Annotated in this window: 21 protein-coding genes; 8 read left to right on the plus strand and 13 right to left on the minus strand. The window is 33.9% G+C overall.

The annotated features are described in order from the left end of the window. Positions 1-57 precede the first annotated feature (57 nt). The 8 genes from IC221_RS11775 to IC221_RS11810 all read right to left on the minus strand — a co-directional run bounded on the left by IC221_RS11775 (position 58) and on the right by IC221_RS11810 (position 6,781). Entirely contained in the window at positions 58-462 is a 405-nt protein-coding gene (locus tag IC221_RS11775; RefSeq protein ID WP_188169161.1) for a hypothetical protein, read from the minus strand. Positions 463-736: 274 nt separating this feature from the next. Beyond that, positions 737-1,810: an SMP-30/gluconolactonase/LRE family protein gene (locus IC221_RS11780; RefSeq protein ID WP_188169162.1), complete on the minus strand. Its 1,074-nt coding sequence runs from the start codon at positions 1,808-1,810 to the stop codon at positions 737-739. Between the two features lie 71 nt (positions 1,811-1,881). Further along, a complete protein-coding gene (locus tag IC221_RS11785) occupies positions 1,882-2,472 on the minus strand; it encodes a Crp/Fnr family transcriptional regulator (RefSeq protein WP_188169163.1) in 591 nt (196 codons plus the stop codon). A 79-nt stretch (positions 2,473-2,551) separates the two neighbouring features. Further along, the gene (locus tag IC221_RS11790; RefSeq protein ID WP_063850802.1) at positions 2,552-3,007 is read right to left on the minus strand and encodes a hypothetical protein; all 456 of its coding nucleotides are present in this window, start codon (positions 3,005-3,007) and stop codon (positions 2,552-2,554) included. Positions 3,008-3,025: 18 nt separating this feature from the next. Further along, a complete protein-coding gene (locus tag IC221_RS11795; RefSeq protein WP_188169164.1) occupies positions 3,026-3,952 on the minus strand; it encodes a PP2C family protein-serine/threonine phosphatase in 927 nt (308 codons plus the stop codon). 144 nt (positions 3,953-4,096) lie between these two features. After that, positions 4,097-4,459, minus strand: a complete 363-nt coding sequence (locus tag IC221_RS11800) for a hypothetical protein (protein WP_044203587.1) — start codon at positions 4,457-4,459, stop codon at positions 4,097-4,099. A 245-nt stretch (positions 4,460-4,704) separates the two neighbouring features. Beyond that, positions 4,705-5,715 (minus strand): 2-hydroxyacid dehydrogenase, encoded by a 1,011-nt coding sequence (locus IC221_RS11805; protein ID WP_188169165.1) that lies wholly within the window; start codon positions 5,713-5,715, stop codon positions 4,705-4,707. A gap of 289 nt (positions 5,716-6,004) precedes the next feature. Beyond that, entirely contained in the window at positions 6,005-6,781 is a 777-nt protein-coding gene (locus IC221_RS11810) for an MOSC domain-containing protein (protein WP_188169166.1), read from the minus strand. 135 nt (positions 6,782-6,916) lie between these two features. On the opposite strand from IC221_RS11810, the gene IC221_RS11815 reads away from it, so the two are divergent. Further along, a complete protein-coding gene (locus IC221_RS11815) occupies positions 6,917-7,309 on the plus strand; it encodes a hypothetical protein (RefSeq protein WP_062618223.1) in 393 nt (130 codons plus the stop codon). Between the two features lie 101 nt (positions 7,310-7,410). On the opposite strand, the gene IC221_RS11820 is transcribed toward IC221_RS11815, so the two are convergent. From IC221_RS11820 to IC221_RS11830, 3 genes are all read right to left on the minus strand, one after another. After that, on the minus strand, positions 7,411-7,740 hold the full coding sequence (locus IC221_RS11820) for a hypothetical protein (protein ID WP_188169167.1): 330 nt from the start codon (positions 7,738-7,740) through the stop codon (positions 7,411-7,413). A gap of 261 nt (positions 7,741-8,001) precedes the next feature. Beyond that, positions 8,002-10,017 carry a tetratricopeptide repeat protein gene (locus IC221_RS11825; protein WP_188169168.1) on the minus strand — a complete coding sequence of 672 codons (2,016 nt, stop codon included), beginning with the start codon at positions 10,015-10,017 and terminating at the stop codon, positions 8,002-8,004. A 283-nt stretch (positions 10,018-10,300) separates the two neighbouring features. After that, on the minus strand, positions 10,301-11,254 hold the full coding sequence (locus IC221_RS11830) for a transketolase family protein (protein ID WP_188169169.1): 954 nt from the start codon (positions 11,252-11,254) through the stop codon (positions 10,301-10,303). A 110-nt stretch (positions 11,255-11,364) separates the two neighbouring features. Between IC221_RS11830 and IC221_RS11835 the strand changes: the two genes are divergently transcribed. After that, complete coding sequence (locus tag IC221_RS11835) at positions 11,365-12,342, plus strand: GSCFA domain-containing protein (protein ID WP_223241362.1); 978 nt, start codon at positions 11,365-11,367, stop codon at positions 12,340-12,342. 145 nt (positions 12,343-12,487) lie between these two features. Continuing rightward, positions 12,488-14,155, plus strand: coding sequence for an alkaline phosphatase PafA (pafA, locus tag IC221_RS11840; RefSeq protein WP_188169171.1), 1,668 nt, complete (start codon positions 12,488-12,490; stop codon positions 14,153-14,155). A gap of 54 nt (positions 14,156-14,209) precedes the next feature. Here pafA and IC221_RS11845 read toward each other — a convergent pair whose 3' ends face one another. Further along, positions 14,210-15,058: an Rpn family recombination-promoting nuclease/putative transposase gene (locus IC221_RS11845; RefSeq protein WP_188169172.1), complete on the minus strand. Its 849-nt coding sequence runs from the start codon at positions 15,056-15,058 to the stop codon at positions 14,210-14,212. A gap of 111 nt (positions 15,059-15,169) precedes the next feature. Further along, on the minus strand, positions 15,170-16,852 hold the full coding sequence (dnaB, locus tag IC221_RS11850) for a replicative DNA helicase (protein ID WP_188169173.1): 1,683 nt from the start codon (positions 16,850-16,852) through the stop codon (positions 15,170-15,172). 354 nt (positions 16,853-17,206) lie between these two features. Here dnaB and murC point away from each other — a divergent pair, with 354 nt between their 5' ends. The 5 genes from murC to IC221_RS11875 all read left to right on the plus strand — a co-directional run bounded on the left by murC (position 17,207) and on the right by IC221_RS11875 (position 22,126). Further along, positions 17,207-18,571, plus strand: a complete 1,365-nt coding sequence (gene murC, locus IC221_RS11855; RefSeq protein ID WP_188169174.1) for a UDP-N-acetylmuramate--L-alanine ligase — start codon at positions 17,207-17,209, stop codon at positions 18,569-18,571. A gap of 85 nt (positions 18,572-18,656) precedes the next feature. Then, positions 18,657-19,664: a UDP-N-acetylmuramate dehydrogenase gene (murB, locus tag IC221_RS11860; RefSeq protein ID WP_188169175.1), complete on the plus strand. Its 1,008-nt coding sequence runs from the start codon at positions 18,657-18,659 to the stop codon at positions 19,662-19,664. Next, positions 19,665-20,678, plus strand: a complete 1,014-nt coding sequence (locus tag IC221_RS11865; RefSeq protein ID WP_188169176.1) for a TrkA family potassium uptake protein — start codon at positions 19,665-19,667, stop codon at positions 20,676-20,678. Beyond that, a complete protein-coding gene (locus IC221_RS11870) occupies positions 20,679-21,347 on the plus strand; it encodes a hypothetical protein (protein ID WP_188169177.1) in 669 nt (222 codons plus the stop codon). It begins immediately after the preceding gene. Then, a complete protein-coding gene (locus IC221_RS11875; protein ID WP_188169178.1) occupies positions 21,344-22,126 on the plus strand; it encodes a C40 family peptidase in 783 nt (260 codons plus the stop codon). The genes IC221_RS11870 and IC221_RS11875 overlap by 4 nt, the downstream gene beginning before the upstream one ends. Positions 22,127-22,375 lie beyond the last annotated feature (249 nt).

Consider the following 22,375-nt stretch of genomic DNA (forward strand, 5'->3'; position numbering starts at 1 on the left):
AATAAAAATAATACATTTCACTCGTCTTAAAACTTATGTAAGACGGAAAATGCTTCTTTAAACTAAAATAACTTGATAGGAAATATTGATAGGAACGGTCCTATGGTTTGGAGGGGATTTCGACTCACAAAAAGAAGGAATTAGGTGTACTTCTTTTTCAAGGTTTGTGGTCGGTAGAATAAATGTATAAGCAGATTCCCAAAGGTTCTTCATCATTTCTTGATAGGAGAAGGTTGGCACCTCTACGATATCAATGACTTGATCAAAATGACTTTCTACTTTTACATGATGCTTATTGTTTTTACAACAATCCGATTTCATTTTCATATCCATACTCATTGCACAACACTCGTGAGAGGGTTGCATATTGATGGCTTTTAAAACACCATTACAAATATGAGCATTGCCCACTATTCCAATAGTGCCTAAAATCAATATCAATGATAAGAATATATTTTTCACGGATTTAAGCATATTCAAATTTCAAAGTTTATCCTTAAATATCAAATTTAATTTTTGTTAAGATGATTTTGTATTGAGATTTGAATATGCCTATGTTATTTAGAAATCAGGAGATTTCTTTTGATTTATTGGGCACGAATGATGCTATCGCTTAACATTCGCGCCAGTGCTATTTCTGTAAATTTATAGCGCAAGAGTTAAGCGACAGCGTCTCTTGTGCTTTAAAGATCTTAAGAAGTCTCTGACTTCTAGGTTAATAATGATGTAGTAATATTTATAATTCAAAAACAGCAACTGAATTGACAATATCTCCACCAAGAAATAAAAAACCGTCTTTCTCAACAATTGCCCCTGCCTCTTCTACTACTTTCCCTTCCTCATCTGTAAACACTCTAATAATTTCTCCTTTATCTGAGACTTCCATTACTAATCCATATTTTTCAGGTTTCGGTTTCATAAAATCAGGCATCGCAAAAACCATTTGCTTCATCCAAGGTTTCGGGTGGATATTGTCCAATTGTTGGTTTCTTTTTGTCGTAAAACCTAGCCAGTAATTGCCATTCGAACTCTGTTTTAAGTTGTTTGGAAAGCCCGGTAAATTATCTAAAAACACTTCCGATTGTCCTTTCTTTTCACCTTTAATCCAATATCTTAATATTCTGTATTTTGAGGTTTCTGAGACTAGAATAGATTGCTCATCCTTGCTGACTACAAGACCATTTCCGAAATAATTCCCTGATGATATCACCTCCGTTTTCTTAGTTTTGGGATCAAAACAATACACTCCTCCATCAGGTTTCATTTCTAAAATAAGCTGATTGATGGTAGCAATAGAAGTCTCCATGTGTGACGAAAGATTATTAAAATAGATTTTTCCATCTTGTGCTATATCAAGCCCTGAGCCCATCAAAATTGGTTTCCCATCAGGAGTTTGGGTCAATAAAGTATCAAGAGAGTGATCGGCATTGACTTTCAACAAGCCCACTCCATTCATCAATAGAATCATTTCGTTGTTAGCATTAAAATGCATTCCAGTGACCCATTTATCAGTCTTGATATACTCTTCTACATTCAATAAAGAATCGATTTTTAGGATAGCTCCTCCTGTAAAATCATCATTACTATTGTGAGTACCACAATACAAATTCCCTTCTTGGTCCATCGCAAAATCTTCTGCACCTGAAAAGCCTAAAAGTGATACCGTCTTGGAGTCGGTAAGTTGGTTTGTTGATTGTAATGTGCTAATATCAACTTCTGTTGCTGTTGGCGTCCATTTATTGGGGTGAATCGCACAACTTGAAAGAAGGAAGTTGAATAATAGGATAGAATAAAATGGTAATGCTTTCATAGTACTTTTTGATTTTTAGTGTACCACAAAAGTGACCAACAAGGATTAGTGAAACATTTACATATGTAATTTTAATCCAATTTGCTTTTCAATATACCCTTTCGAATTCTGCTTAATTGAGTGGCAGAAATTCCTAAATAGGATGCAATATGATATTGAGGAATTTGCCGTTCTAAATTAGGAAACTCTTTTTGAAAAATTATATAACGTTCCTCTCCTTCCAATAATCCCATTTCCAATTCCTTTTTTTCCTTTTCTAAAAAATAATGTTCCGCAATTCTTCTCCCTAACTTCTCTAAGACGTGATGTTTTGAATACAAAGCTTCAATATCTTTGTATTCTGCTTCAAGAATTTCACAATCCGTCAATGCTTGCTGAGGAATCAAATTGGGAGTATTTGTTAAAAGCGATGTATAAGGACCAATCAATGATGGCCCTACAAAAAACTGTTTATTGTACTCTTTCCCTTCCTCGTTGAGATAAAATGCACGTATCACTCCTTTCATCAAAAAACCAACCTTATGAGCATATTCTCCTTTTTGTGAAAAGAAATCATTTTTCTCCAATGAACGCACACTAAAACATGCAAACAATTCCGACAAAACATCTTCTTTGAGGTCGCTACTGATAAGCCGACAATAACTAAAAAAATCCTTTTTCATAAATAGCAATTAGAACCAATTGGAAGGTAAAAATAAGCTATTTTTTGAAAAAGGATTTTATCTATTTACTAAGAATGTATTAAACGATCTCTTCAATCGAAGATACATATTCAATATTCAGTTTATCGATCACAAGGTCTTTATATTTTTCTTCTATTTGTGCCCTGCCTGCTTTTACCGATGCTTCAAACCAAGGTAAATTTTGAGGAAGGATTTTCACATGATTGACTAAACCGTACTCTTCATACATTTCTCTTTTCCAAAACACAAAATACCATTCCATTGAAGGCTGATGAAATACTCTAAGGCTTTGTTTATCGAACAGGAACTTGTCTACTTGATCAAACAGTGAGAAGTTTAAGGTGATAAAATGAAAGACTTTTTTAAAATCCTCAATTGGAATATATTCTTGTAGTGCTTCACATACTAACAGGTTTTTCTCTTGGATAAAGTAGACTTTTGTGTATTCATCCTTGTAAAGGCAGTCAAAAAGAGTATTTCTTGTTGTTTTTAATTCACTTGGTGTAGTTACCATGATAAGATTTTTAAAAGATTATAGTTTTATTCCCATTACCAAAACATCATCTGTTTGCACTTTGTTCCCTCTCCATTTTTCAAAAGTGAGGTCTATGATTTTCTGTTGTTTTTCTAGTGGATAATCTGCGATTTTCAACAAAAGGTTCTTGAAATTTTTCCTTTTAAACTTTTCATTATCTTGTCCACCAAACTGATCAATGATACCATCAGTAGACAAATAAATCATGTCTCCCTGTTCAAATTCCAATTGATGATTCATCAACTTTGCTTGTCTTTTGGAAAACTCACCAATGGAATAGGGAGCCCCTTTGTATTCTTCAATAGTTTGAGAAGAAACATGATATAGTCTTTGATGAGTCGATGAAAAATAAATCTTATTAGATGATTTCTCCTTCATACAAAAAGTGATATCCAAACCGTCCTGAATTTTCTTTACACCTTCATTCTTGTTCAAATAATGAAAAAGACGTTCATCCAATTTCTTTAATAAAATATCTGCACGGTTGCTTTTATTTTCCTTTAAAATTGACTCTAATAATGAATTCACAATCAAAGTCAGAAAAGCCCCAGGAACACCATGTCCAGTACAATCAATCACTGCCAAATAGTTGAAGCGATCATCTTCGTCTGCATAATAGAAGTCTCCACTCACCACATCTTTTGGTTTATAAAGCACAAAGGAGTCAGGATACAAACGATGCACTTTCTGATCTGATGGAAGAATTTTCTGTTGAATGCGTTGAGCATAGTTGATACTTTGCTGTACCCGCTTATTCACTTTATCAATCTCATCCTTGGCTTCGGTCAGTTTCTCATTAGCATCTTGGAGAAAACCGATGGTCATTTCAGTCATTTGCTTTTGCGACTCGTATTTCTCCTCTAATTTCCGAAGTTGTTCAGTTAAATCTTTTACACTGTTTTCATTGATACTGGTAGCCTGCATAAGTCAGAATTTTAAATGTACAGATTAGTAACTGACTTTTGGTGAATTTTGTTTAAACAAACATCATCAAAATCAAGCTTTAGACAACAAAAAAGTCATTCCCAGTAATTTGAGAATGACTTCCTTGTTGATGTTAGTGAATTACTACATCGCATATTCAATGATTGGCTTAATGAAAGTAAGCTTACCATTTTTATATTTTAAAAGATCTTTACGTCCACGTCCTAAAGCTGTTCCTTCATAATCTGCTAAGATTAATTTCTTCTTACCCGCTTTTTTTACAGATAAAGTAATAAACTTAAAAGGAGAGTCTTCAGGAGTTATGATGATTGAATCTTTTCCTGCTTCAATTTTTTTCTTGATAAAAGACAGATATGGATATAAGTAATCACCTTCATCTAATCTTTTCTTTTGCATGTATTGTCTAGTTTTGATAACGATTCCTGTAGTTATCGCAGCACCGGCAGCAATAGCAGTAACTAGTGTTGTTGCTTGTCTTCTTTTCATGGTTTTTAAAAATATTATAGTTTCCTAACAAATAATATTACGTCTTTCAGTAATAATTAGTTTTGTGATTAAGTTTTATTTTATGTTAAGTACTATGACAAAAGTATATAACACTAATTCATATTATTTTTGGCTTAGTACTTCAACAGAAATTGTACATTTATAAGATGCCTCAACTTCTTGTTTATAAAAAAAGGTATCAATATTAACTACTGATACCTTATATAATTTTATCCTATAACAATTTAACCTTTTATTGCTTCAGAACCAACTCTATTGACCAACTCTTCTCCTTTTTCAAAGGCTGTTAAGTTACCCAGTGTCACTCTTGCAATTTGAGTTAAAGCTGTATCCGTGAAAAAGGCTTGGTGACCTGTTACTAATACGTTAGGGAATGACATCAAATTCAGCATTTTTTCATCTCTGATCAATGTTTCTGATAAGTCTCTGAAGAATAATTTTTCTTCTTGCTCATACACGTCAATACCAAGGTAACCTAAATGACCTTTTGATAAAGCACGAATAGCTGATTCTGTATCAATTAAACGACCTCTTGATGTGTTGATCAACATCGCTCCTTTCTTCATTCTCCAGATAGAGTGATCATTGATGATATGATGTGTTTGAGGCGTTAATGGACAGTGCAATGAGATAATATCAGAATTTTCTAACAACTCATTTAATGTCACATATTCTAAAACACCTTCTTTTTCAAATTCTTTGTTAGGGTATAAATCAAAGCCCACTACTTTACAACCCATACCTTTCATGATTCTAGCGAAAATCTGACCGATTTTACCAGTACCAATTACACCAACAGTTTTACCGTAAATATCAAATCCCGTTAATCTGTCTAAAGAGAAATTACCTTCACGAACACGGTTGTAGGCTTTGTGTGTTTTTCTATTTAATGTAAGAATTAATGCTAATGTATGCTCTGCAACTGCATAAGGAGAATAAGCTGGTACTCTTAACACTTCAATACCTTGCTTCTCTGCCTCAATCAAGTCAACGTTATTAAAACCAGCACAACGTAATGCAATTACTTTGATACCAAATTCACCTAACATTTTAACTGTTTCTGTATCTACTACATCATTCACAAATACACATACAGCATCAAATCCTCTTGCAAGTGGAGCAGTCTTCACTCTTAAGCGGGATTCAAAGAAAACTAATTCGTGTGTAGTATTTACTCCTTCAAGTTTAAAAAACTCTTTATCGTATGATTTTGTACCAAAGACAGCAACTTTCATATTAATCTTATTTTTTTAAGTGAATTTTTATATGTAATAGTTATTACTTTACCATAGGAAACAAATAAAGTACCACGGTGAAGTAATTGATACAATTTACATTATTATTGGATAACAAAATAGGACTTTTGACAACTCCCTTTCGTTGAAATGACACTTTAAAACTTTGTTATCAGTAATTTACAATCGAGATCAAAAAGGATATGTTTAGTATTCAACTATTTACAATAGTGTCCAAAAGGCCCTTTATCACCTTTATTTTTTTGTGAATAAAGGTGAAATTTTCAATTTAAAAAGTGATTGACATTCCACTCTTCACCAACTTCCCAACAGATTGCTCTGGAATATTCAAGACAATACCGCACATGTAAGCGTGAGCATAAAGCTCGTTGTCTAAAATACTTGGCTGTAACTCCTTTCTTTTATTTAAAAATGCTTTTTGAAAACCTTTCATGGCTTCACCTGTAATGGAGTCTCTTGTAGGTACAGGACAACGCTCACAAGGCTTATACCCTCTCAATTCAGTATCATTGATGAAGAACGACCTCGGTTCACTTTTAGAAGGCCCCATCAAGTTATCTTCTCCAAAAGCAGATTCGTTATCTATAATAAAGTTCATTCTCATTCTTCGCTCCACCTCATCAACAGATAAATCAAACCACTCGCCCACTTTCTCCAAAGTCTGTATCGAAACCAACGATGCTCCTACATTTCCTCCACTATGATCAGGAAAACCAGTCTTGGCATTTTCTAAAACATAAACTTCCTCTTCAAAATAGTCTGACAAATACTGATTCATTTGTGTATAATCTCCTTCTAGCACAAATGAACCGATTCCAACTTTAGAACTTGATATCTCTACTCTGAGATCTTCCAAGTCATACTTTGTTCTTAGTTTATGGATTGTAGGATATTTTTTTCCATTGACGGTTCTACCATCACTTTTGCGGTGAATTCCCCACCTTCTATCCCATTTTAACGTTGCTCCTTCAGAGATTTCAACCTCATCCAGTACTATTGAGTCCAATGATTTAATTGGAAATACATTTATTTTCTTTAATTCCATAAGGCATTTTTCTATTTTTTTGCCCAAATAAGGGCTTTTTCATTAAAAAACGTAAAATAATACGTATTTCATGAATCCTATTTCTATTCAATAACGTTTAATACAAAAACGTATTTCACTTTTAAACCTAAAGCCATGAAGCATTTAATTCTAAAGAAGGAAATCCAACTTGGTAAAGTTATGGCAGTTCCTGAAACAACAAAAATGCCGTTAACATTAAGTGAATTGGTCAACTACATGAGTTTTCCAACAAACAAATTCGCGCTATTGGCCTTAAGCCAACTATTCAAGGATAAAGATAAATTTATTCAGGAGAATTTTAATACAAAATTCAGTGCAGATCAACTTTTAGTTGAAGCAGGGTATTCCTTCAAGCACACAGCAGAAAAAGATGCTCAAAAGTATCTTGAGGAGGTAGAAGAAGCTTGGACGGATTTCCTTAGAAAAATGAAAAGTGCATTAATGAATGTACGCTATCGTTTTCTAGAACAGAGAGTAGACATTAATCCCTCAAAACTATATCAATAAATTGTGACTTGCTTGTTTTCAAAAGAAAGGTTGTCTGATTATAAAAAATCAAGGCGACCTTTTTTTTTGGTCGCCTGTCGATGAATGATTTCTATATGTTTTTATGCTGCTTTGTTTTTTTCTCTTAAGGTTTCCAATGTGTAGTAAAAATCCTTTTTTGAATGGATTTCCGGCATTTTCTCAAACAATATATAAAACTCTGAATCTGACATTTCGGTAATTTCTTCGTTGATTTTGCCAAGGTATTGAGCATACAACTTTGCACTCTCCGTAAGTTCTACTAATGCTTGTTGATCAACGCAAGTATAGTTTTCTGACTTGTAAAGCGGTTCCATCCATGTATTACCATTTTTCTGAAGAAAGAATTCGAAATTAATGTTACAAGAATCATTTAATTTCGCCGATATAGTTTTAGTGATAAGTATATTCATAGTAGTAGAGTTTTAAGCTTTTTATTTTTGCGGAATACAAAATTGACGGTTATGTAATATCACAACACAAAAAGCTGTTTTCACATTGTTATTGTATATATATTACACAATTAATAGACGTAATACCCTACCCTTTGTTCTTAGAAAATTACTATATTCGATTTTATTGACATCTATTTTCTAGCATTTACAAATAAAGGTTAATAAAGTAACTTTTTGTACCCTATGAACCTTTTGTCATCCATTGATAATAGACAATATTTATTTTGTAAAACCTATGATCATTACATCATCCACTTGTTCTTCATCTTGTTTCCAGCTTTCGAATTGGGTTTTCATAAACTGTTTTTGATCTTTAATTGGAAGTGAAGAACATGCTTCAAGAATCTTTCTGAAATTAGGACTCTTTAATTTTTTACCTTTTGGACCGCCAAACTGATCCGCATAGCCATCAGAATAAATAAAGAACATTTTCTGCGATGAATACTCAAAGGTATGTGTCTCGCATGTTGAGAAAGTTGAAACACCACCTACACCTCTTGATGTACCTTTGATGATCTGATGCTTATTATTATCTACTATAGTCATAGACATCCCTGCCCCTGCATATTGGACTGTATTATTCTTATTATCAATCAAACAAACAGAAACATCCATGCCATCCATATTTCCCGACTTCTTCTGCCTTAAAATACTTGACAAACGAGCATGCAATTCCTCTAGAATTTTAGAAGGATAATAGATTTTTTGAGAGTCTACAATATACTCCAATGCTGTCTCTCCTACCATACTCATAAAACCACCTGGTACACCATGACCTGTACAATCGGCTGCAATCAAGATTCCTTTTGAGTTATCTATATTTTTAAACCAGTAGAAATCACCTGAAACAATATCTCTTGGTTCAAAATAAACAAAAGAGTTAGGCAAAAATGTCTTGACATGTGCCCAACTTGGTAGGATAGCTTTCTGAATGCCTTTCGCATAATTGATACTATCCATTATATCTTGAGACTTTGCTTGAAGTAAGTTATTGATACGGTGAATCTCCTTAGATTGTAATTCCAATTCCGATTTTTGGATATGCAATGTATGGTTAATCACCTTCTTATTTTTATTTTCTTTATATAGGTAGTAGATAAAGAAACTCAAAATGATAATCAAAATAAAAGAACCAAACATAATGATGGTATGTCGCTCAATAATAATTTGATTAATCTCCTGATCTTTTTTTAGAATTTCATTCTCTTTCTCTCTTTGAGCTACTAAATACCTTACATTAATTTCCGCCAATTTCAAACGAATTTCTTCATTGAAGATGGAGTCTTTATAGTTCTCAATTAGATCATCATATTCTAATGCTTTTTTGTATCTTCCCTTTGCTCTTTCTATTGTTTTTAACTCCAAAAATGCATTTAAGGCCATGTGCTTAGCTCTAATATTAACAGATATATTGGCTGCTTTTTCTGCTAATTCTTTTGCCTTATCATAATTTGCTTGATTTCTATAGATTCTTGCCATATCAATTAAGGTGCCCACCATTGTATCAGCATCTTCATTATTCTTTTGATTTAAGTCTAAAGAAAGTTTTAGATACCTTAATGCTTCCTCATATTGGCCTGTTTCAGCATAAACTGTCCCCATATCTGAGTAAGTCACGATCTGACCATACAAGTCATTTTCTTTTTTTCTTAAGTCTAATGCTTCATTAAAACTATCCACTGCTTTTTTAAAGAGCTCCGTCGCAAAATAAACCCTGCCATAATTCGTCAATACATAACCAAGCATTCGTTTATCTGATAATTGCTTGCTGATTACCTCCGCCAGTTCAAGATGAATAATGGCTTCATTATAATTATGCTGATAGATGTTGACACTCGCAATGTTGATATGGGCATACCCTTCATCTTCTAGAGATTGGATGGTAGTCGACTTTTCTAAAGCTTGCATAAACAAGTTCATTGCATTCTGGTACTCCCCTCTATTTCTCAATGCAATACCTCCATAACTGATTGCACGGATTTCATATTTTTCAAACTGATTTTGTTTACTTAAATCTTCCGCAATTTTGGCGTATAAATAAGCATTATCAGGTGATACGTTTCGGTACAACCAAGCTAATTTCAAAGCCGTTCCGATTCTGACAGAATCAGATGTTTCCTTACTTTCAAACACAGTCAATAAGCTGTCGAACTGAGGAATTTTATCCACTGTTTTTGGGTATGAAAAACATAAAGTTGAAATAAGTACAAAAGATACAGTAAAGAAAGTTTTCATTTAGAATAGCCTAAAGACACCACACCAAAAATTGAATGTTAGCATCAAAAAATTAACAGATAAAAAAAGATGAAAATAGATCAAATTACTAATTCAAAATCAGCATATTATTACTATTTCCGATCACATTGTACACAATCATTTATGATATTGATTGAGCACTTAAAAATAAATAAAATAACATTACCCCAAAACAAAAGCCCAATATTAGTACTAATATTGGGCTTATATAGAAGAACTAAAGCGTTTTATTGCTTTAATCCTAAAGTATTATTGTCAAAGACTAACCTTTTCTTTCGATTGCTTTTTTAGCTGCCGCAACAACGTCATTTGCAGTTAATCCATATTTCTCCATTAATTGAGCAGGAGTACCTGATTCACCAAATGTATCATTTACTGCTACGAACTCTTGTGGAGCTAATAAGTTTCTAGTTAAGCAAGCTGATACGCTTTCGCCTAAACCACCTGCAATTTGGTGCTCTTCAGCTGTTACTACACAACCAGTTTTAGATACTGACTTCAAGATTGCCTCTTCGTCTAATGGCTTAATAGTGTGAATGTTGATGATTTCAGCAGAGATACCTTCTTCTGCTAATTTCTCTCCTGCTTGAATAGCTTCCCAAACTAAGTGACCAGTTGCTACGATAGTAACATCAGTACCTTCGTTTAACATTACCGCTTTTCCGATTTCGAATTCACCTTCTGGCATGAAAACAGGAATTGACGGACGTCCAAAACGTAAGTATACAGGACCATCATGTTTCGCTGCTGCGATTGTCGCTGCCTTTGTTTGGTTGTAATCACAAGTGTTGATTACAGTCATGTTAGGCAACATTTTCATCATACCAATGTCTTCTAAAACTTGGTGAGTTGCTCCATCTTCTCCTAAAGTAAGACCTGAGTGAGAAGCGGCAATTTTAACGTTCTTTCCAGAGTAAGCGATTGATTGACGGATCTGATCGTAAACACGGCTTGTTGAGAAATTGGCGAAAGTACCCGTAAAAGGAATTTTACCACCAATTGTCATACCTGCTGCTACGTTGATCATGTTTGCTTCAGCGATACCCATTTGAAAGAATCTCTCAGGGAAATCATTTTTGAATGCATCCATTTTTAGAGAACCTGTTAAGTCAGCACATAATGCTACTACATCCTCGTTCGTTTTACCTAGCTCATGTAAGCCCGCACCAAATCCTGAGCGCGTATCTTTTTTCTCTGTGTATGTATACTTCTTCATTTTAATGTTTGAAGCGATTTATGATTCTTTCAAATAAATTCGGATACAAATCTAAGGTTTGTCTTTAATCGGACAAAATTATTTCGACTACAAAAGCGTATATTGTGAAAATGTTGCATAATGAGACGTTCAGAACCCCTATTAATCCTCTTTTTTTTGAGGAAAAGATCAATTTTGATAGTACTATTTTAAGTATTGGGTCTTGCTTTGCCCAAAATATTGGCCAACGACTTCAAGAAAATAGATTCAATATCACCATTAATCCTTACGGAGTACTTTACAACCCAGTAAGTATTTTTGATAATTTACTTCAGGCTTTTACCGATACTGAAAAAGTGGATGAACAGATGATCATTGAAAACGAAGACTTTTTCAAACACTTCAATTTTCATTCGGATATCTCAGGTTTAAGTCAAGAGGACTTAATTGATCAAATCAAGAATATCCAACAATCCACCCAGAACACTTTACAGAAAGTGGATTTTCTCATTATCACTTTAGGTACTTCTTTTGTTTTTAAGCACAATGAACACCAACAATTAGTAGCAAATTGTCATAAAGTACCATCAAAACAGTTTACGCAAGAGTTATTAGAAGTAGACCAAATGATGGAGAAGTTTAGAGAGCTGCACACCCTACTTCCTCAAAGTTGTAAAGTCATTTTTACAGTCTCTCCAATTCGCCATTTCAGAAATGGATTAGTAGATAATAGTCTAAGTAAATCCATATTGAGATACTTCACTCATCTAGTAACCTCAAAATATGAAAACTGCTTCTATTTCCCTGCCTATGAAATAATGTTAGATGAATTGAGAGATTATCGTTTTTATACTGATGATCTTGTTCATCCATCAAAGTTGGCTCAAGACTATATTTGGTCTTATTTTGATCAGGCCTTAATTCATGAAAAAACCAATTCAACAAGACAAAAATTAGATAAAGTACTCAAAGGTTTAAATCACAAACCTTTCAACCCTCAAAGTACACCACATCAAAAGTTTCTTCTAAAATTACTAAATATCAGTAAGTCTATAAAAGAGGTCAATGTTAAGGATTTAATAACTGAAATTGAACAAAGAATCAATTAAATAAGTCGGTTAAAAATAATTCACAATTGATATTTTTATATTATTTAAATAGTAACCTCTTTTGGGGCCAATATTATAATAACATGTTTACACTACCGAACATGTTGACTACAATCCAATATAATTTCTAAAGAATACTATTTAAATGAACATCAAAAAATTACTGATCACCTCCGTCCTTATGGGGACGAGTATGCTGAGTGCTTTTGCTCAGTTTACAGAAGACAAACCCAAAGTTGTTGTAGGAATTATTGTTGATCAAATGAAGTACGATTATATCTCAAGATATTGGGATAGCTTCGGACAAGATGGTTTTAAAAAACTAGTCAACGATGGTTATAACGTCAGAAACGGTCAATATAATTACGCCCCAACCGTAACAGGACCAGGCCACGCTTCTGTTTATTCGGGTACTTCACCTGCGTACCACTCTATTGTCAATAATAATTTCTATGATAGAGAATTACGTAAATCAGTCTATTGTGTAGATGACAAGAGATACCAAACAGTAGGATCTGACAGTAAGAATGGTCAAAAGTCACCATATCGTCTTGCGGTAACTAACTTATCAGATGAATTGAAATGGGCGAGTAATTTCAGATCAAAAGTGGTCACTGTTTCTATTAAAGATAGATCTGCCGTTCTTCCCGCTGGACATAAAGCAGATGCCGCTTATTGGTTAGATGAGAAAAATGGTAATTGGATTACTTCTTCTTTTTATATTGATCAATTACCTGATTGGGTAACGGCTTTGAATGAAGGTAAAAACAGACCTATCGATCAATATATGAAATCTGACTGGACGCTTTCTTTGCCTATCGAGGAATACACTGCATCAACAGAAGATGATACACCTTACGAATCTTTATTCCCAGGAAAAGACAAACCGACTTTCCCTTACAGTATCAAAAAAGCCGTTGTAGCTGATAGAGTAAGAGCAAAGACGGGTAAAAAATACGATATCATAAAAGGTACTCCTTACGGTAATACTATTGTAACTGAAATGGCAATGAGTGTTATTGACAATGAAAATATGGGGCAGGATAACTTTACTGATTTACTAGCAGTAAGCTACTCTTCTACCGATTATGCAGGTCACGCTTATGGTCCTCAGTCTATTGAAGTACAGGATATGTATATCAAACTAGATCAGGAAATTGCCACTTTAATTAATCATTTAGATGAAAAAGTTGGTAAAGGCCAATATGTTATTTTCTTAACTGCCGATCACGCTGGAGCTCAAAACGCTGCATTTATGCGTGATAGAATGAATTTTGAAGCGAAAAATATCAAGAGTAAAGAAGATACCGAATACATTGAAAAAGCTTTAAACGCTCGATTCGGTGAAGGTAAATATGTTGCCTCTAACTACTCAGGTCAACTTTATTTGGATAGAGAATTCATTAAAGAAAAAGGGCTTGACTTAGAAGAGGTTCAAAAAGCGGCAGCAGAAGCATTTATGGAAATGCCTCAGTATACTCATGCATTATTGGGTAAAGACCTTGAACGTAATGAGTATTCTCAAGGATATAAAGGTTTAATTTACAACGCTTTTAACCCTAGATTCTCACCAGATGTATTTGGTGTTCTAAGATCACATTATGTAGATTACGGACCTGCCGGTACTACACATTTTTCTCCTTATAAATATGATACTCATGTTCCTATTCTATTCTATGGTTGGAATATTAAAGCAGGAGAAACACATGCACCTCACACTGTAACTGAGATCGCACCAACAATATGTTCATTCTTGAATATGAACTATCCTTCAGGTTGTTACTCTAATCCTATTTTGATTCCTTTGAAATAGATTCTAAATACCACAAAAAATGGCTATAAGGTTTATCTACCTTGTAGCCATTTTTTATTGATTTGCTATCTCTTTCACTTCAACAGTAGAAAGTCCTGTTCCCTCAGCTACTTGTTCTATCGACAAACCCATAGATAAAAACTTCTTTGCACTTTCAACTTTAGCTTTCTTCTCTCCAATTTCAATACCTTCATCGACTTTATTTTGAAGAGTATTAGTATAATCTCTAAAACGCTTTAAGTCATCATCATATCTATCTTGATCGACTTTAGGTAATGCTGTATACTCAGCTAATTTAAGTACTTTTTTAAAAATACGTTCTTTTAAAATAAGTGGCATTTCATCAAACGAGTCTAAGTTTCTTAATAAATAGAGCCATTTATCAAAATTGGATTCCAAATCTTTTTCTTGTTTTTGAAACTTTGGCAACTCTAGATACACAAACTTTAATTTATCATAAAAGACTTTATTCTTTTGATTCTTTAATTCGACGATATGATGAAAATCTTCTTCATTTTCATCAAAGATAAAATTCATAATAGAGACTACATATACAGCCTTCAATTCATAATCCCATGACATTCCCCTTTCAGCCTGTTCTTGTAGGGGGAAACTAGAATAATAAATCGTTCTATCCTTGAAAAATTTCTGAGAAGCTCTCTGCAATTCAACAATAAACTTTTCACCTTTTTCATTCTCACAATATAAATCATAAATAGCCTTACGGTCTGTATCATTTTTTGGAAGATGTTCAGTTGACTTATAAGTCAAATCCTTGATTTGATCTTCTGCAGGTAATACAGCATTTAAAAAATTGATAAGAATATCCTTATTAGATTCTTCACCAAATATCTTCTTAAAACCGAAATCCGTAAAAGGATTTATATAGCGTGAATTACACATGTTTTTATTTGTTTATTGAATAAGATACTATTTAAAAGTATTGAACTTCCACAACAATTAAAAAATGGCTATCAGATTTTTAACCTAATAGCCATTTTTATATATAATATTTTAGAAAGGAGGATCATTTGACGGAGGAGGTGCTCCTCCATCGTTATCTCTATTCAGTTTTGAAGGAAGCGTCTGAAACTCTTGTCCTCCATCGTCTCCACCTTCATTAAAATCAATATCTGGAGGCATGGCATTCATCTGATCAAAGGTCACTTCACCTGGCATACTACCACCTGCTTCAGGAAGACTTGATGGAATAGCAGGAGCACCAGCAAAACCACCGTGCATGCCTGACATCATATCTTCAGTTGACATAAATGAGCCATCTTCCCAATCAGCAAACTTGGTATACTGACCAATAAATTTCAAGCGAACATTTTCCAAGCCACCACTACGGTTTTTAGAAATGATCACCTCACCCATACCTTTAGTTGAGTTACCCTCTTCATCTTCATCCAAACCATAATATTCAGGACGATATAAGAACATTACCATATCAGCATCTTGCTCAATAGATCCCGATTCACGAAGATCGGAAAGTTGTGGTCTCTTGTCTCCTCCTCTGGTTTCAACAGCACGGCTCAACTGAGAAAGTGCAATAACAGGCACATTTAATTCCTTCGCAATTTGTTTCAATGATCGGGAAATAAAGGCAATTTCCTGTTCACGGTTACCCTTAGATTTACTATCACCACCACTCATCAGCTGAAGGTAGTCAATCACAATCATTTGGATATCATGTTGCGCTTTTAACCTTCTACATTTGGCTCTTAATTCAAGTACCGTAAGTGCTGGCGTATCATCAATATAGATTGGTGCTGAAGACAAACTAGATGTTTTATCTACTAGACGTCTCCACTCCTCATCCGTAAGATTACCTTTCTTCAATTTTTCACTTTCTAACTCTGCTTCAGCGGAAACCAAACGTTTTACCAACTGTGCTGCAGACATCTCCAGTGAGAATATAGCGGTAGGTTTTCCAAAACCAACTGATGCGTTTCTACAAGCCGATAATATAAAGGCTGTTTTACCCATTGCTGGACGAGCGGCAATAATGATCAAATCAGAAGGCTGCCACCCTGAAGTCACCCTATCAAGGTTCGTAAATCCAGAAGGAACACCAGTGAAATCATTATCATTGTCTCTTAATTCTTCCAGTTCATGGAATACCTCCTTCACTACTTCATTCATGCCCATGTAGTTTTTACGTACATTTTCTTCTGACACTTCAAAAAGTGAGGTTTCCATCTTATCTAAAAGATCAAAAACATCAGTGGTATCTTCATATGCTTTGATTTGTATCTCATTAGAAACGTTGATCAGTTTTCTTTTGATCGAATATTCCTGTAAAATACGTGCATAGTGAAGAACATTGGCAGAAGAGGTTACACTCTGTGTAAGACGAGCTATATAACTCACTCCTCCCACTTTCTCTAACTCTCCTGTTTTTCTAAGTTCTGTCACAATCGTCATATGATCAACAGGTTCACTTCTATTGAAAATCCCTACGATTGCATTATATATATATTGATGTGCTTCTCTATCAAAAGTATCCGTCTTCAGCACCTCAATAACTTCGTTGAGGGCTTCCTTCTCTAGAATTAATGCACCTAAGGTCACACGTTCCAACTCGTGATCACATGGTCTTTTTTTAGCATTCATTAATTCTAGACCTACATTGTCTGGTTTATTTTGATTAAAAGCAGATTGAATTAAACTACTTTTACTACTAGACTTCTCCATGGGTACAAAATTAAGGAGATTTATTCTAAAATTTAGGTTTTATTCGAATAGATCTTCAAATAAGTGTCATATCGTATACTAAATTATTGATCTTAAAAAGATTCCTATAACAACTTGTTAATGCTACATACAATATTTCAATAATCAAATACGGATTATCATTATTTCTAGATGAACAAATTAGATGTTATTTATAAAGATTTACAATATGATGGATTGATTTCAATATGAATAGTAGTCTATTCATCAAAATTTAATAAATTTGCACTTCAAAAGTAAAAGAAGGGCTTCCTTTTTATTTTTACTTTGAATACATCATATTATTTGAATTATTTTATTCTACAATAGATATACATGAGAGTTCATTTTATTGCAATAGGTGGAAGCATTATGCACAACCTAGCAATCACATTACAGCAAAAAGGTTACAACGTGAGTGGTTCTGATGATCACATTTATGAACCTGCATATTCTAACCTTAAGGAATTCGATTTACTTCCTGCTGAAATGGGATGGCACCCTGAAAAAATTACAAACGATATCAACGCTGTAATTTTGGGTATGCACGCTCAAAAAGACAATCCAGAATTAGTAAAAGCTAAACAATTAGGACTTAATATTTATTCTTTCCCTGAATATATCTACTCTCAGACTAAGAATAAGCAACGTGTTGTAGTGGCTGGAAGTCATGGTAAGACGTCTGTAACATCAATGATCATTCATGTTCTTAACTATTGGAATATCGAATGTGATTATCTTGTAGGAGCTGCGTTGAAAGGTGTAGAAAGACCTGTAAAAATTACAGATAGTGCTCCTGTAGTAATCCTTGAAGGTGACGAGTATTTATCTTCACCATTGGATGCAAAACCTAAGTTTTTAAATTATCATCATCACATTGGAGTAGTTACTGGGATTGCTTGGGATCATGTTAATGTATACCCTAAGTATGAAGAGTACGAAAAACAATTCGAATTATTTGTCGAAAACTCTCCAAAAGCAGGTGTAATTATTTATAGTGCTGAAGATAAGGCTTTAAAGAAATTAGTCAAGAGACTTGATATCTCAGGTGATGTTGATGTTATCCCTTACGATAAATTAAAGTCGAAGGTAAAAGATGGCAAAACAATTATCACTGCAGGACATGTAAACACTGAAACGAAAGTATTTGGTGATCATAATTTACAAAATATGTCTGCTGCAATGGAAGTTTGTAAGCGCCTGAACGTAAGCAAAGACGAATTCATAGAAGCAATAGCTTCGTTTGAGGGTGCTGCTTTGAGAATGCAGTTGATCAAAGAAACTCCTGATACGAAAGTATTTAGAGACTTCGCTCATTCACCATCAAAAGTGCAAGCCACTGTACATGCGGTAGCAAAACAATATCCAAAAGAAAAGCTTGTGGCTTGTTTGGAATTGCATACCTTTAGTAGCCTTACTTCATCTTTCTTGTCAGAGTATGAAAAAACACTGAAAGAAGCTGATATTCCATTGGTTTACTTTAATCCTAAAGTGGTTGAAAACAAAGGATTAAATTCAATCACAAAAGAAGATGTATTCAATGCTTTCAAACAAAAAAATGTAGAAATTTTTACGGATGAGAAAGCACTTCAGAAAAGATTATTAGAGATTGACTGGAATAAGAAAAATCTATTATTAATGTCTTCTGGACAATTCAACAAAATGCCAATTGATGAGCTAGTGGAAGAAATTACTAAATAGTACTTTTCACTACCAATAATAATACAAGGCGTTGGGTTGATTTCAATTCGAAAATACAACCTAACGCCTTATTTTTTTAAGACCTATGAAAACAAATATTTCACTCCTACCTTACCACACATTTGGTGCTAAAGTAAATGCTGATTTCTTTACGACTTTTTCCAATAAAGAAGAATTAACGACTATCCTTGATCAAAAACCTAATGATCAAAACTTCATTATCCTTGGAGGTGGAAGCAATATACTTTTCACGAAAGATTTCCATGGTTTAATCATTAAAAATGAAATTAGCGGCTTTGAAGTCATCTCCGAAGATGATCATCATATTACATTAAAAATTGGTGCCGGTGAAAATTGGCATGATACGGTAATGCAAACAGTGGAAAAGGGTTGGCAGGGCATTGAAAACCTTGCTTTGATTCCTGGAACTGTTGGGGCAAGCCCTATACAAAATATTGGTGCCTATGGCGTTGAAGTAAAAGATGTAATACAAAAAGTCGAATTTTATCATTTTGATAAAAAAGAAACATTTGAATACAGCAATCAAGAATGTGCGTTTGGATATAGAAATAGTATTTTCAAAAATGAGCTAAAAGGTAAAATTGCTGTTCTTTCCATCACTATTCAGCTAAATAAAAATTGGAACTTCAATACAAGTTATGGTGCTATTGAAGACGAAATTGAGAATCAGGGTATCGAAAACCTTACTCCTCTTGATTTAGCCAATGTGATCATCAAAATTCGTGAATCAAAATTACCAGACCCTAACGAAATTGGTAATTGTGGCAGCTTCTTCAAAAACCCTGTTTTGCCAAAAGAAGATGCTTTAAAAATCATTGAAAAACACCCAGATGCACCTCATTATATTGTAGGTGAAGAAGCGATCAAAATACCTGCCGGATGGTTGATTCAAACGGCTGGATGGAAAGGGAAATCTTTAGGTAATGTAGGAACATACCCTAAACAAGCATTGGTACTCGTCAACAATGGTGGAGCAACAGGTGAAGAAGCTTGGGCTCTAGCACTTCAAATTCAAAAAGATGTAAAATCGCAATTTGGTATCAGCATCGAACCTGAAGTGAATATACTATAGATGAGACCCATAATATCCAAAATATTACCCGCCTTTGGTGTTATTCTCTTTATTTTATTAATGGGAACAATTGGTTTTATGGCAACGTCAAGTACTCCTGTCGATCCAATTGATGCATTCTTTATGACTGCGATTACCATTACAACCATTGGCTATGGTGAAGTAATCCCATTAGACAACAATCCCGTTGGAAGATTTTTTGCTATTTTTATAGCGTTCAGTGGAATTGGTACTTTTACATATATTGCCACTTCTTTGTCGGCTTTCTTTTTGGAAGGACACATACAGGAGGAGTTTATCAAAAGAAGAAGTTTACGTATGATCAACAAACTAGACAAACATCTTATTATTTGCGGTTTAGGAAGAGTTGGACTTAAAATCGCTGAAGAGTTAGATAAAAAGGAAAAAGCTTTCGTGTTTATTGAAAACGACAATCAAGTTTATCTAAAACATAGAAAGGTATATAAACACGCTTACGGTATTGTGGGTGATTGTACCGTTGATGATACATTAATTTCAGCTGGAATTGAAAATGCAGAGGGTGTATTTGTCTGTACTAACGATGACAATATCAACCTTGTAACTACTCTTTCGTCAAGGCAACTTAACCCTACAGCTAGAATTGTTTCTGCTAATAAATTCCCTTCCTTCAAACAGAAATTAAAATCAGTAGGTGCAGACGAGGTAGTATCTCCCCACTCTATTGGAGGTAGAAGAATGGCAATGGAAATGCTTCGTCCAACTATCACTACTTTTATCGATGCCATTAGAAGAGAAAAAACCGACTTTTTCAGACTCGAAGAAATTCATGTCAACGAATCATTTGCCGGTCAAAAACTTGAAGCTTTAGAGATCCATAACTTGCCTTCTACCCTTATTTTGGCCATTAGAAACAATGAGGATTGGCAATTTAAGCCCGACGTCAATACAGTGCTTCAAAGTGAATCTGTATTGGTGATTATGACAAATTCGGAAGAAAAAGCGTATATTCAAGAACGCTTATCAAAAGTATAGATGAACTACAGGAAAATATTTTCAACATTTATTTTTATCTATCTTCTTATTTTTAGTTTTGCTGGAGTAGCTCAAGATAAAGATAGACCACAAACGCTCGCTCATTCTGATGAGGATGAAAACTTTATTACCCAAACTTCCAAAAAACAAATTCTAACAGGCTTTGGATACGGTCTTGGTTTCGCCTATCAAAATCGTAATTTGGGTTTTACAAATAGTAATATTTTAGTCGACGCTTTTGGTACTTTATATGCAGGATATTTCATTATAGATGAGCTAATGATTGGAGGTTTCCTCCATGGAGGGTTGAGAACTTTATCTTTTACCTACGATAATAAAAACATCGAAACTTTCATTGGTGGTGGCCCAAGAGTAAGAAAATACCTAAAAAATGGTATTTTTGGAGAGTTATCTTATGCAAGAAGTAAAACGCGTTTGACTTATACTGTTCAAGACAATACGGCAAAGTTTGATGGATATGGTAATGTATACGGTATAAGTCTTGGGTTTGGTAATTTTTGGACTCCAAGAATTTCTCTTGAAATTGTCCTCAATTACTTCTACATAGAAAGTCATTATGATATTTATACAGTACCTAATACTTCAAGCAATTTTAGTATTACAGCAAGTATCAGCTTTGCCACAAAGAAAAAACATAAAATTCAATGAAGCCAACATTTGGACTTTGTATATATAGTACCCTAGCGGTAAGAGGAGAAGCTGCACATTCATCAGAAATGACAACACAGTTGTTATATGGTGAATTGTATAAAGTTTTATCCGTTGATGAAAAAGAAGAGTGGATCAAGATTAGAATGCTCAAGGATAATTATGAAGGTTGGATTACTTACGGCCAACATAACGAAGTAGCCCCAGAGTATGCTGAAAGGTATAGAAAGGAAGAGCATCCCGTTGTTACCCGATTGATCTACCCTATTTTTGACAATCAAAAAACCATACATTTGTCAGTAGGATCAACATTGCCTTTTCATTATGAAAAATGCAACTCTATGCAATTAAAATATGCTCAATTGCACAGTGTTCTACCTTCAAAAAATGAAGAGCACCCCATTACTACAGCTGAGAAATATATGGGAGTCCCTTATTTATGGGGAGGTCGCTCAATTTTTGGAATTGATTGTTCTGGTTTTGCACAAACAGTCATGGGTGCACATGGTATTCTTCTACCTAGAGATGCTTACCAACAAGCTGAAATTGGAACTAAAGTCTCTTTCTCCGATGCTAAAGCAGGTGACTTAGCCTATTTTAATAATGAAAAAGGGAGAATTACGCATGTTGGAATTGTTTCAGGAGAAGGTAAAATTATACATTCTTCCCATTTTGTAAGAGAAGACATTTTGAATACAAAAGGAATTTTCAGTAATCGTGAAGGTAAGCAAACGCATGAACTATCACATATTATGAGGGTTTCTAAAAGTATTGTTTAAGTTTGAGGAATACTCTTTAATTCACTTCTAACATAAAGTATTCATTAAAAACCTCTTACAAAACCTACAAATAGGCTTTTTTCAGCTATTTATAGGTTTTTGATTTGGAATAAATATTTAATAATATTAAAATTGTATAACATCAATTTGTTACTGCAAATAAAAGGTTAATCATGTTCTCGCCGATTTTTACCCAAAATCATGAGAAATTTTAGTTAACATCACTTATTGATGAAATTACTTTCAACA

Origin of the sequence: Flammeovirga sp. EKP202, from assembly GCF_014534745.1 — a bacterium.
Taxonomy (GTDB): domain Bacteria; phylum Bacteroidota; class Bacteroidia; order Cytophagales; family Flammeovirgaceae; genus Flammeovirga.

What these genes read in the sequence shown, in the direction of transcription:
- IC221_RS11780 (WP_188169162.1), bottom strand. Translation starts at nt 1,810, where the DNA reads ATGAAAGCATTACCATTTTATTCTATCCTATTATTCAACTTCCTTCTT.
- IC221_RS11785 (WP_188169163.1), bottom strand. Translation starts at nt 2,472, where the DNA reads ATGAAAAAGGATTTTTTTAGTTATTGTCGGCTTATCAGTAGCGACCTC.
- IC221_RS11790 (WP_063850802.1), bottom strand. Translation starts at nt 3,007, where the DNA reads ATGGTAACTACACCAAGTGAATTAAAAACAACAAGAAATACTCTTTTT.
- IC221_RS11795 (WP_188169164.1), bottom strand. Translation starts at nt 3,952, where the DNA reads ATGCAGGCTACCAGTATCAATGAAAACAGTGTAAAAGATTTAACTGAA.
- IC221_RS11800 (WP_044203587.1), bottom strand. Translation starts at nt 4,459, where the DNA reads ATGAAAAGAAGACAAGCAACAACACTAGTTACTGCTATTGCTGCCGGT.
- IC221_RS11805 (WP_188169165.1), bottom strand. Translation starts at nt 5,715, where the DNA reads ATGAAAGTTGCTGTCTTTGGTACAAAATCATACGATAAAGAGTTTTTT.
- IC221_RS11810 (WP_188169166.1), bottom strand. Translation starts at nt 6,781, where the DNA reads ATGGAATTAAAGAAAATAAATGTATTTCCAATTAAATCATTGGACTCA.
- IC221_RS11815 (WP_062618223.1), top strand. Translation starts at nt 6,917, where the DNA reads ATGAAGCATTTAATTCTAAAGAAGGAAATCCAACTTGGTAAAGTTATG.
- IC221_RS11820 (WP_188169167.1), bottom strand. Translation starts at nt 7,740, where the DNA reads ATGAATATACTTATCACTAAAACTATATCGGCGAAATTAAATGATTCT.
- IC221_RS11825 (WP_188169168.1), bottom strand. Translation starts at nt 10,017, where the DNA reads ATGAAAACTTTCTTTACTGTATCTTTTGTACTTATTTCAACTTTATGT.
- IC221_RS11830 (WP_188169169.1), bottom strand. Translation starts at nt 11,254, where the DNA reads ATGAAGAAGTATACATACACAGAGAAAAAAGATACGCGCTCAGGATTT.
- IC221_RS11835 (WP_223241362.1), top strand. Translation starts at nt 11,365, where the DNA reads ATGTTGCATAATGAGACGTTCAGAACCCCTATTAATCCTCTTTTTTTT.
- pafA (WP_188169171.1), top strand. Translation starts at nt 12,488, where the DNA reads ATGAACATCAAAAAATTACTGATCACCTCCGTCCTTATGGGGACGAGT.
- IC221_RS11845 (WP_188169172.1), bottom strand. Translation starts at nt 15,058, where the DNA reads ATGTGTAATTCACGCTATATAAATCCTTTTACGGATTTCGGTTTTAAG.
- dnaB (WP_188169173.1), bottom strand. Translation starts at nt 16,852, where the DNA reads ATGGAGAAGTCTAGTAGTAAAAGTAGTTTAATTCAATCTGCTTTTAAT.
- murC (WP_188169174.1), top strand. Translation starts at nt 17,207, where the DNA reads ATGAGAGTTCATTTTATTGCAATAGGTGGAAGCATTATGCACAACCTA.
- murB (WP_188169175.1), top strand. Translation starts at nt 18,657, where the DNA reads ATGAAAACAAATATTTCACTCCTACCTTACCACACATTTGGTGCTAAA.
- IC221_RS11865 (WP_188169176.1), top strand. Translation starts at nt 19,665, where the DNA reads ATGAGACCCATAATATCCAAAATATTACCCGCCTTTGGTGTTATTCTC.
- IC221_RS11870 (WP_188169177.1), top strand. Translation starts at nt 20,679, where the DNA reads ATGAACTACAGGAAAATATTTTCAACATTTATTTTTATCTATCTTCTT.
- IC221_RS11875 (WP_188169178.1), top strand. Translation starts at nt 21,344, where the DNA reads ATGAAGCCAACATTTGGACTTTGTATATATAGTACCCTAGCGGTAAGA.